Origin of the sequence: Paenibacillus gorillae, from assembly GCF_000513275.1 — a bacterium.
In the GTDB taxonomy this organism is placed as follows: Bacteria; Bacillota; Bacilli; order Paenibacillales; family Paenibacillaceae; genus Pristimantibacillus; species Pristimantibacillus gorillae.
In genome coordinates, this window is sequence record NZ_CBVJ010000070.1 from 41,512 (window position 1) to 53,151 (window position 11,640).

Annotated in this window: 7 protein-coding genes; all 7 read right to left on the minus strand. The window is 49.1% G+C overall.

Annotation, left to right across the window (positions count from 1 at the left end; translation table 11 throughout):
* On the minus strand, positions 1 to 3,129 hold the full coding sequence (locus TY10_RS11935) for an ATP-binding protein (protein WP_042163601.1): 3,129 nt from the start codon (positions 3,127 to 3,129) through the stop codon (positions 1 to 3).
* A gap of 324 nt (positions 3,130 to 3,453) precedes the next feature.
* Positions 3,454 to 5,061 carry a glycoside hydrolase family 3 protein gene (locus TY10_RS11940; protein ID WP_042163604.1) on the minus strand — a complete coding sequence of 536 codons (1,608 nt, stop codon included), beginning with the start codon at positions 5,059 to 5,061 and terminating at the stop codon, positions 3,454 to 3,456.
* Positions 5,062 to 5,107: 46 nt separating this feature from the next.
* Positions 5,108 to 6,733 carry a response regulator transcription factor gene (locus TY10_RS11945; protein ID WP_042163608.1) on the minus strand — a complete coding sequence of 542 codons (1,626 nt, stop codon included), beginning with the start codon at positions 6,731 to 6,733 and terminating at the stop codon, positions 5,108 to 5,110.
* Positions 6,730 to 8,541 carry a cache domain-containing sensor histidine kinase gene (locus TY10_RS11950; protein WP_042163610.1) on the minus strand — a complete coding sequence of 604 codons (1,812 nt, stop codon included), beginning with the start codon at positions 8,539 to 8,541 and terminating at the stop codon, positions 6,730 to 6,732. The genes TY10_RS11945 and TY10_RS11950 overlap by 4 nt, the downstream gene beginning before the upstream one ends.
* A 27-nt stretch (positions 8,542 to 8,568) precedes the next feature.
* Positions 8,569 to 9,417 carry a carbohydrate ABC transporter permease gene (locus tag TY10_RS11955; protein ID WP_042163612.1) on the minus strand — a complete coding sequence of 283 codons (849 nt, stop codon included), beginning with the start codon at positions 9,415 to 9,417 and terminating at the stop codon, positions 8,569 to 8,571.
* A complete protein-coding gene (locus TY10_RS11960) occupies positions 9,417 to 10,298 on the minus strand; it encodes a carbohydrate ABC transporter permease (RefSeq protein ID WP_042163614.1) in 882 nt (293 codons plus the stop codon). The genes TY10_RS11955 and TY10_RS11960 overlap by 1 nt, the downstream gene beginning before the upstream one ends.
* A gap of 121 nt (positions 10,299 to 10,419) precedes the next feature.
* Positions 10,420 to 11,640 (minus strand): extracellular solute-binding protein (locus TY10_RS11965; protein WP_042163617.1); only part of this gene is annotated, 1,221 nt, incomplete at its 5' end.

The window sequence follows — 11,640 nt, forward strand, 5'->3', positions numbered from 1 at the left end:
TCACATCCACCTTCTTAAATCACCCTTGATTTCCACTCCTTCAGCAGTTCCCTTCGATTCCGGCAGCCACATAATAATTTGCGTCCCGGCGCCTGGCTCGCTTTTTAATTCAATGCCTCTGCCATACTCTTGAAGCAAACGGCGATGAATATTAACTAGCGCTAAGCCCCGCCGCCCGTCGGGATTTTCATTAAGCAGCGTAGCCATGCGGGAAGGATCGATGCCGACGCCATCATCTCGAACCATGATCATGATCTCCTCCCCGATGGCCCGAATCGATATCGTCACATTACCTCCCTCTTTCCGCTTCATGACGCCGTGGCGAACCGCATTTTCAACCAGCGGCTGAATGATGAACGGAGGGATGGGCAGGTTCAATGCCTCGTCAATCTGATAAGTGATGCTGAGCCGCTCACCGTACCGGACTCGCTCTATGTACAAATAGGATTTGACCAACTCCATTTCGTCACTTAAGCTTACATACCTGCTTTTATCGTTGAATGCAAAGCTTCTTTGCAAATATTGGCTTAATCGGGTCAATACATCATGAGCCTGCTGTGGTTCATCGAGCGAAAGTGCCAAAATCGTATTTAACGTATTGTATAAAAAATGGGGCTTGATCTGCGCTTGCAAAAAAGCTGTCTCGGATGCAGCAGCCGCATCGTTTGACCGCTTTAAATCCAAGAGCGTCTTGACTCTCGCCCTCAATTCATTGGCAAAGTAAGGCTTAATTAAAAAATCATTAGCTCCTGAAGCAAAACCCGCGAGCAGATCCTCTTGTTCTTTTTTGGCAGTAACGAGTACGATAGGAAGCTCGCTGGTCGAGTATTTATCACGTAAATGCCGTATAAGCTCATAGGCCGACATGCCTGGTATCGTAATATCCAGCAACACGAGATCGATAAAATTCGATTCATTCAAATACCGAAGCGCTTCATGAGCATTAGAAGCAAATACGATCCGGTAACGCTCATGTTGTAATATTTGTTTAATTGTCTGCTGACTGAGCAGATCGTCGTCGACTGTCAGAATAACAGGCGCATTGCCATTCAATCCGTCTTCAATGACAGGCTGAACAGCGCTCATACGCTCAACTTCAAGCCATTGGCCGTTATCTTCATGCTGGCCAAAGCCCAAGTGGGTATCTTCATCCTGCTCAGCGCTAATCGGAACTGTAAAGGAACATTCAGAGCCTTCCCCGACGATTGAACGAATAGAAAGCTCGCCGCCATGCAGCTCAACGAGCAATTTCATAACCGAATAGCTTAATCCGGCGCCCCCGGCCAACTTTTCCGCTTGGCAGCTAGGCTCCAGATGTACACCCGATGCGTCACTTTCCTCTAATCCAATCCCCGTATCCCGGACTATAATCCGGACAAACCCTTCTTCCTCGCGGGCCAGAATCATGACATGGCCTCGCTCAGTAAGTTTGATGGCATTGGTTACAAGATTGTACACAATTTGCAGCAAACGGGCTTCATCTGCGGAAACCCGCGGCAGCACTTCCGGTAAATCCGCCTTTAGAATAATTGGCTTGTGCCGAGCAAGCCCTATGAAACTAGGCAAATGCGACGCTATAATTGCTTTAACGTCAAGTGAGCTGATTTGCAAATCTAAACTTTGCTTCTTCAAGTTTACGAAGTCAATCATATCGTTAACCTGTCTGGACAGTTTACCGGAAAAGGACAAAATAAGCTGAATGCCATGAAGCTGCTCCTCCGTCAAACGACCGGATTGTCCATCCAAAATGGACTGCGAAATGTTAATAATGCCCTGAAGAGGCATTTGAAGCTCTTGCGAAGCATGAATCATTAGATGTTCATCCTTCTGACGATCCGAACAATGCTGCGCTTCGTCTCTCCGGTCCATCATCTGCCCTGCTCCGGAATGATGTCTGGCAAGCTCCGTTACTTGAATCAACAGAAGTATAAGTGTCACTATCGTTAGTACTTGCCTGTCGATAGGCACATCCACCTTCTGAAGCAAATAATCATGCAGGAAACCAACAAGAACAAGAATAATTCCGTACAATTGCAGACATGCCCCGTCTTTGCGCCGGTAAACAGCCAGGATAAGTCCATAAACGAAATACACGCAAACGATCAACGAGAATACTTGAAATAATGGAAGCACCTTAGTATAGATTGCTGCCGGAAACACCAGTACAGATATCGAAAAACAGAAGCCAATAACAGTCAATGTTTTGACTGCTGCGGCATGGAACTCGTTCGGAAACAAATGCCTCATGTACTGAACCGCAAAAGTGATGCCGCCATAATAGGTCAAATACTCCAGCAGCATAATATGCTCATTTGTCATCTCAGGAATCAGCTGCCGGACGAATAGCTGATCAGCTACAAGGAGCCGGATAGCGACGAGCAGACAAATGATGCCGAAGTATAAATGCGCCCGCTGTACCCGCCGATAAAGATATACAGCTATACTATATAAGCCCAGCATAATTGCAATTCCCATGAAAAACATGGCACCTGCCAACTCCCTATCCCGCAGTGAAGCCATCTCTACCCTGCCTCCAAGCTCAATAGGGGATCCCGATTTCCCTCCCGCTAGCAAGCCATTAGATACTTGCATAATAATATCGAACTGTTGGGAGGCGGGCTTGAAATATACGGTTCGCGATGAATATGCCTCAATAGCCCGCTCTTTATGATCGAACTCTTCCCCGTTATCGACCAAAGTCAGGCCGTCCGCCATAACCTGATAGGGGACCGGCATTGCAGGAATTCTCATACCGATCAGGGCTGAAGGAACAGCAGCCATTTGCACGTTGAGCTTGTAAGTCACATAGCGAAATGGACGATCTTCAAGACTGTAACGATTCCAAAGTTCCGGTACACAAAGCTGTTCACCGCAAGCAGGCATTGGACTTAAAAAGCCCTCACGGGGCTTGGACGAACTGAAGTAAAAAGTCCACTCTCCGTAGAGCGGCACCCTTCCGTTCTCCTCCAAGTTCCATTCTTTCAAGTCCAAAACACCTTTGACCGGCGAAGGGGTATCCTTTATCTTCGATGAATCGCTAACGATACCGACAAAAAAGAGGAAGATACTTAACAGCACGATCACGCTAAGCGATGCTTTATCCTGCGCCCGGAGGTGATGCAGCATCATAAGGTAGATTCTCTCTCTCCCAGCTTGCTATATTTTTATCTAACTATAATAGTTGCCAACGGTTGGAAGCAATCGTAAATGTAATATAATTATGGCTATTTGGCAATCGAGCTTGTACCCCCGCAAACGGGCAAAGATGTTTGAATTCCGGCAAAAATAAGGCATAATACATATATTATATTACTTAAAACATATTAATTTACAAAATATAGATGTTAAATTAGAATGAAATCCCACGTAAAAAACCCCTAAAGAATCCCTTCAATTTGCTCGAAGAGGTTTACTTTAGGGGTATACTTGTTATTGCCAACGGTTCATTGCAACTTACTGGTCAGCGTAGCCGAAGGGATATGCAGCCGACAGCTCCAAAGGCAGCTTCCCTGCCGCTTTCAATTCGCCAGTCAGCACCTTTGCTGCCGATGCCAGCGCAAGCGGACGGCATTCATAGACAGCCAAATACGCTGGAACTTGCGGATAAACGTTCAGATCCAGCGGATTGCGCACCGATACCGCGACCGTCCGGTTTCCTGCACGAGCAACGACTTCCTGTGCGATACGAGCTTCCAGATCATGCTTAGTTGCGTCATACGTCACTACAACGATTTGCTCGAATGACTCCAGATCAGCCAGGGGATCATTGCCGCTCATGCTCCGTTCTGTCAAATTGTCCAATCGGCTCTCAAGATGGGTGCCTAAGGTGCCGTCGCTGGACAAGATTTCATCGGCAACTGATACCGGCTTGATATCTGGCCAGAGTACAAGTGTGCTTGCGCCTCGTTTCAATGGCAGCAATTCGCCTTCGTTTTTGACAAGCGTTGCCGAAGCCTCACTCCATTTCACTGCTACCGCGCGATTGGCTTCTGTCGCCAAGCCTGCCGCCGCATGCTCCCAACTTGCCAACGGCTCGTCGACAATGAGCTCCTGCTTAAGCTTCATGACACGCGCGAGTGATTGCTCGATCCTCTCCTCAGACAGCGTGCCGTTCTCTACAGCGGCAACAACTGCCTCCAGCGCTGCTACCTGCTTCTCGAACGTATGGCTGACAAGCACCATGTCCGCACCAGCTGAAATAGCTTCAACCGCACCCTTCTCCGGACCGTAAAACCGGTCGATGGCATCCATCTCCAGGCAGTCCGTCACAATAATGCCGTCATAGCCAAGCTCCTCCCGCAGCAAACCGGTTAATACATTATGCGAAAGAGTAGATGGCTTGCCGGACGGCTCTAACGCCGGCAGCACGACATGCGCCGTCATAATGGCAGCTGCGCCTGCGGCAATGGCTGCGCGAAATGGCTTCAATTCAATAGCGTCCAGACGGTCCCGGCCATGCGGAATGACCGGCAGCGCGTGATGAGAATCGACAGCCGTATCGCCATGGCCTGGAAAATGCTTCACCGTCGCCGCCACGCGAGCGGCTTGATAGCCCAGCATAGCTGCTGTGCCAAGTTCGGCGACGACATCGGACCGGTCGCTGTAGGAACGGACATTAATAACGGGATTGTCCGGATTGTTGTTGACGTCCAGGCAGGGCGCATAATTCATATTCACACCGAGAAGACGAAGCTCCTCTCCGCATACGCGTGCGGTTTCACCCGCTCCTTCCTTAGAGCCAGCCGCTCCGAGCGCCATGTTGCCAGGCATTAGCGTGACGCCGTCCACTAGACGGGCAACCATGCCGCCCTCCTGGTCAATTGCGACGAGCAAATTCGGCTTGCCTGCTTGCTGAGCAAGCTGCATAAGCGAGTTCGACAGTCCGTGTACCTGCTTAGCCGATTGAACGTTGCGGGAGAAATAAATCGTCCCTCCGATGCCGTAGGTTTCGATAAGATGACGGATTCCATCGCTAGGCTCATGCCCATGAAATCCGAAGACGAACAGCTGACCGACCTTTTCTCTTAGCGTCCAGTGCTCCCACTCGTCCTGCTTCCCCATTACTATAACCTCCGCTCTTCTCTCCGATATCGCTTCTCGAAGTCTATTAATCCATCATTCCGCCATTTAGCTGCTGATGCTTGCTTCTATAATCGGTCGGGTTATCCCCGGTATATTTCATGAACACTTTCGTAAAATATCGCCGCTCCGCATACCCGACTTCCTTCGCGATTTGCGCTACGCTTTTATGAGAGTCCGCAAGCATAGCCTTCGCCCGTTCCATCCGCTGCCGCGTCACGTATTCAATGAACGTTTCATTAAAGGTCTGTTTGAACAGCAGACTGAAGTAGGAAGTGCTCAGCCCGACATGAGTTGCCGCTTCCTCCACACTCAAATCACGGTACAGATTGCGGTCCAGAAACTGCTTTGCTTCCGCCATCGAACGCTCCGACTGCTTCTTCTTGTCCGTAGACTTATCAGCAACAGCACGGGTCACTTGTAAAATAACGGAAAGCAAATCCTTGATCCCAAAGCGGCGGTCAAGCTTGCGCCAAAGCAAATCCTCCTGATCGCGGGAGAAGATGCCCATCTCCTTCATCTCCCGCATCAAATTCAATACGAAGAAGTGAAGCATCGGCTTGAACCGGCCGATCATGGATTCATTCATCCCCTGCAGCTGCTGTGTCATTCGCCGCAGCTCTGCATCTACAGCGGAGGTGTCTCCGCGTTTTACCGCGCCAATCAGCTTCTCGGATGTATCCCAGAATGCCTGATCCTCCTGGGAAGAACCGGCTTCGCAATTCGGATAGACCTCAATCGTCTCCTGATGAGGCGCCAGCTGCATCCCTTGCTGCACGAGCTTATACGCCTGAGACAATGATGCAACAGGAGCATAATCCCGGTAAATGCCTGCATACAACGACAATTTGACATGGTTTTTCACAGCGGTCAGCAGCATTTCTGCCCAGTCGGTAATTTGCGTCAGATCGTAAGACTGTGATTTGTTGACTTCGATAAGAACGCACCATTCCCCGTCACGAATTTGAATGACGGCATGGTGAAAGCCGTTTTGCTGCAGCTTCTCACGAAGCACGTTGCACACCGCAAAGTTCCACAGCTTACGTTCCTTGTCCGACCATTCGCGCCAATCCTTCGTCCGCTCGGAGCTGACATCGAGATCAAGCACAATGAGCGCGTACTGCTGTTCCCGGATAGCCTGCTCATCGCCGGTTATCATCCAGTTGCTGTCGGTCAGCTCCGTATAGTCCATTAGAATGTCGTACAATATTTTTTCACTGGCCAAATCGATCATCCGGCCAAGCTTCTGACGCTCCTCGGTAAGCTGCTTCTGCTTCATCCGCTGGCTGGACATTACCCGGGCAATAACACCGGTAAGCTCATCATAAGGAATCGGCTTGAGCACATAATCCTGTACGCCATATTGAATGGCAGCACGGGTATAAGCAAAATCCTGATATCCTGAGAGCATAATAATATCGCATTCAGCACCCTTCTCCCGAATGTGCTTGACGAGCTCCAGTCCGTCCATGATTGGCATGCGAATATCGCAAAGCACGAGGTCAAAAGGCTGCGCCTCAAGCAGCTCCAGCGCCTCCATCCCGTTTTTCGCCGTTCCTCCAACCGTTAGACCAAGCATCTCCCAGGGAATGACCTTTTCCAGATTTCGCGTAATATGCGGCTCATCGTCTACCAATAGCACTCTGCCTGTCATAACCGTTCACCCCTGCTTTTCGGAATTGTACAGCGAATGACGGTACCATAACCTTCTGCGCTGCAGATCATCATCCCGTAGGCCGGACCATATTGAATACGGAGCCGGTCCGCAACGTTGCGAAGTCCAAGGCCGCGCCTTTCCCCGAGTTCTGCGGCATTTCGGCGTTTATCGGACTTATTGCTGCGCTCGCCAAACTTAATCAGGTTGGCTTCGCTCATTCCAACCCCGTTGTCACTGACCAAGAACACAATTTGATGCGCCTCTGCCCGAACGTCGATGGTAATGATTCCCTTGCCGTCCTCCAAGCCTTCAAAGCCATGCTGAATACTGTTCTCGACAAGCGGTTGAAGCGTCAGCTTTAGAATCGTGTAGTCATATACTTCTTCATCCACATTCAATTCATAAGTAAATAAATCCTCAAACCGGTATTTCTGAATTTCCAGGTAGCTGCTGACATGGGCCACTTCCTGGCTAATGACAATTTCTTCGGAATCATGAAGCGTTGTACGCAGCAAATTGCTTAGCTGCCGCACCATCATCATAATTTTGCGTCCCTCGTTCTGAGCCGCCAGCGCATTGATCGATTCCAGCGTATTGAACAGAAAGTGCGGTTTGATCTGCGCTTGCATCAGCATCATTTCCGCATGCTGCTTCCGCTCCTGCTCCGTTCGCACTTCCGTCAGCAGCTCGCCGATTCGCTCAACCATACTGTTGAAGCTGTTCGCCAGCAGAACAGTCTCGTCCTTGCCCTGCGCCTTCACCCGGATATCGAGCAGGCCTTGCTCGACGAGACGCATTTTCCGGACGACCTTAATAATCGACTTCGCGACCCGATTAACGAAGAACACGTTGAACAATATTGCAGATAGAACGCACAGAACCGTGATCATCCCGATCCATTGCACAAACCTTACATTCTCATTCGTCAGCCTGTTCCAGGGTTTGACCGAAACGAGAACCCAGCCGCTTTGGTCCAGATTGTAGGCAGACACGAGACTGTCGATTTCATTGAACTTGATTCTGGAACTGGAATAGCTGTCCGTATTCTGCAAATCGCCCTCCGTATAATCGGCAAGCTGTTTGCCTTCCAGCTGTTTATTGCTATCTAGCAAAATAAGGCCCTCCTGATTCACGATCACATACCGCGAATCACGGCCTTCCGCATGCGGATTAAGAAAGGTGTTCAGCATTGAATATACTTCTTCTGTCTTGTACTGCGTAATCATTAATCCGATGTCGGAGAACGTCTGGTAATCCTTCACCAGCCTCATTTGCGTAAATAATGGGGGCTCAACGCCTGTCAATTGCCGCTCCTCATAAGGACCAATCCACTTGGAACGGCCGCCGAGCTTTTTCGTCTCCACATAGAGCGGCTGCTGCTTCAGCTGCTCGAACGTAATGGGACGAAAAGTCGTCGGATCGTTGCGGTACGAACGGAACATCGTACCGTCATTCGAATAGAGAACCACATAACTGACCGCCGGATGCTGAAACAGGATGCGGTTCATTTCCTTTTGCGCTTGGTTAATGGCGATCTGCGTACTGGCGTCGTCATGGGGAAGCGTACTGTACTGCAGCGTATCCTGTACTTCGGAGCTCGTCAGATTGCCGTCTGACAGCTGCTCGAGCTCCTTGAAGAAGTACTTGATATTCCCTCCTACTGCCTTGAGCGAAATTTCCGTCTGCTCGCTGTATTTCTTCTCCAGCAGCGTCTCGGAGTTGAGAAAGGAGACGATGCCGAGACCAATCATGGGAACTAGAATGAGAAGGATAAAAGCAAGCATCAGCTTCGGTCTCAAGTTCATCTGGATGGGGCCCCTTCCGAATTGCGGTTAGCCCTTGACGCTTCCTGCTGTCATGCCTTCAATAATCTGGCGCTGCAAGAAGAAGTACACGATCAGAACCGGAATGATGCTTATAATGACGGCCGCGGACAACGAAGCAAAGTTCGTACGGTAGCCGTCATTAAAGCTGGCCATGCCCGTTGGCAGCGTGCGAAGCGTCTCGGACGTTATGAATAATTGAGATAATATATATTCGTTCCAGTTGCCGATAAAGCTAAGGATCGTAACCGTAACAAGCGCTGGCATCGAAATAGGGAGCACGATTCTGACAAAGATGCCCGTTGCGCTCAGCCCGTCCATAATGCCGGCTTCCTCCAGCTCGTTCGGAATGGACAGCATAAATGCATAAATAATAAATACGGTAATCGGCAATGCATAAGTGGAGTATACCAAAATCAGACCAAGATGCGAATCATAAAGTTTGATGCCGTAATCTGTCGTCAGTGTTTGAATCAAGCGGTACAACGGAATGAACAGGGCACCAGATGGCACAAGCAAGCCGAACATAATGAAATTGTAGACCAGCTTATTGGCCCGGCCGAACTTCATACGCGAGATTGCGAAGGAGGTCATCGCCGCGAACAGCACCGTAACAATACATGCAATAACAGTTACTTTCAGACTGTTCCAGGCATAAAATCCAATCTTTGCCGTCTCCCAGGCTGCTTTGTAGTTGTCAAAATTAAAGTTCGTCGGAAATGCCCATGTATTTACCGTAATTTCACGATTTGTCTTGAAGGATGTCATCAAGAGCCATACGAGCGGGAACAGGGTGAACAATACATATCCCCATAGAAAGGTATGGCTGACAACTTGCCCTTTGCGGAATTTCAACATTAGTATTGCACCTCCTCATGCTTGGTCACGCGATTCAGGATGAAGGTAAGCACGAGAATGATTAAGAACATTGCCACACCAATTGCGCTGCCGTAGCCAAGCTCCATAGAGCGGAAGCCGACTTTCAGCATATAGGTGGACATAACCTCGGTGGATTGGAAAGGACCGCCGTTGGTCATGATTTGAACGATATCGAGTACTTTCATCGTTCCCGACACCGACAAGAGCAGCATTACGAATAGGATTGGGCGTACCAGCGGCAGTGTAATCGTCCACGTCTCGTTCCACGCGTTAACACCATCGATTTTGGCAGCTTCCACAATTTCTTTCGGAATATTCAGAATAGCGGCCAAGCAAAGTACGATGAAGAAGCCGACATTCTGCCATGCGTTAGCAATCAGAATAGACAGAATGGCAAGCTTTGGATCGGAAAGCCATTCTCTAGCCCAGCTCTCCGGGAAAATCAGGCGAATAAACTGATTGATCAGACCGGAGTCGTAGTTGTACAATACGCCAAACAGTATAGCGACCGTAGCTGTCGAAATAACAACGGGAACGAACACGGCCGACTTGTAGAAATCACGCAAACGGCTTACCTTACTGATTACTATCGAAATAAGGAAGACGAGCGGAATATTCACGACTAAGGAGAAGACCAGGAAATAGAAGTTGTTTAATAATGATTTCAGAAATACCTTATCTGTCCATAGGCGGATAAAGTTATCCAGACCAATGAACACTTTGTCCGTAATGCCATCCCATTGGTACAGGCCGTAAATGAATGATACGATAACCGGATATACGAAAAACAGGGCATAAAGCGCGAGCGTCGGCAATATGAACGCTATATAGGTAATGGGGTTTCTGAGCGCCTTGTTCATGATTTCCTCCTCATATTGCTTGCTGCTGCAATGGGTTTGAAAGGAAAAAGAGGGTGTCCCCGTGGGACACCCTCTCGTCCATCAGGATCGATTGCAATGCCAAGCTATCAATGATTGCTTATTATTGCGCAGCGTTAGCTTTCTCTTGAACCGCTTGAATTTTTGCAGCCACTTTCTCAGGCGTTGTTACTTTACCAATCAGCTCTTGAATACCTACGTTAACTTCAGCCGATACAGCCGGTTGTACGATTGCATCGTATGCTTTCCACGAAGTGGAAGCTGCTGCCATAACAGTCAAGATCTCAGTAGTCAGCGGGTCAACACCGGACAGGTCGGACAGTTTCATCGAAGGCAGCAATTTGTCTTCAACCAGCGTACGTTTTTGTACTTCTTCAGTGTAGAAGTTACCGATAAATTTCTTAACTGCTTCTACTTTGTCAGCATCAAGGTTAGCGGAGAAACCAAAGCCGTTCGAGTAAGAAGCATTGATCGAAGTTTGGTCGCCTGCGCCGCCAGCGATGGACGGGAAGCCGAAGTAGCCGATTTGGCCTTTCAGGTCGCCAGCTTCTTCACCGGAGAAGCGGTTAGCGTCCCAAGTGCCTGTGAATACCATTGCAGCTTTGCCGGACAGGAATTGCGCGCCTTGATCCGCATAAGCAAGACCCAGTGCACCTTTAGTGAAGTAGTCTTTGTTTACCAGCTCTGCATAGGACGCAAAACCTTTAACGAAGTTCTCGTCCGTCCATTTCGTTTCGCCAGTAACGAGCTTGTTGATTGCATCGATACCAACGTTACGCTCCATAACCGTGTTCCACATCATGCCGTTAACCCAGCCGTCTTTCGCAGCAAGTGCGAATGGCGTGTAGCCTGCAGCTTTTACTTTGTCAGCTACTGCAAGCAGCTCTTCCCAAGTTGTTGGCGTTTGAAGGCTCAGCTCGGAGAAGATTTTTTTGTTGTAGAAGATCGCTTCGCTATAGCCGCCGAATGGAAGGCCATATACTTTACCGTCAACAGTAAATTCGTCAAGGCTTGCGAATTTGTCTTTGATGCCCAGTTCATCGAGGATTGGTGTCAGGTCGAGCATGCGGCCTGCTTTTACATAGAGGTTCAGGTCGGAACCGCCGAATACTTCAAAAATATCGGGAGGATTGCCGGCTGTCATTTCCGCTTTCAGCTTTTGATCGCGGTTGACGATTTCGTCAATGCCTTCAAGCTTGAAGGTCAGGCCCGGGTTCTCGTCTTGCGTTTTCTTTACACTGTCTTCGAGAATGCCCAAACGCGTTTTGCTTGTCTCTTTAATTTGTGTATGGCGGAGGGACAGCGTTACATCTTTCGCTGCCGG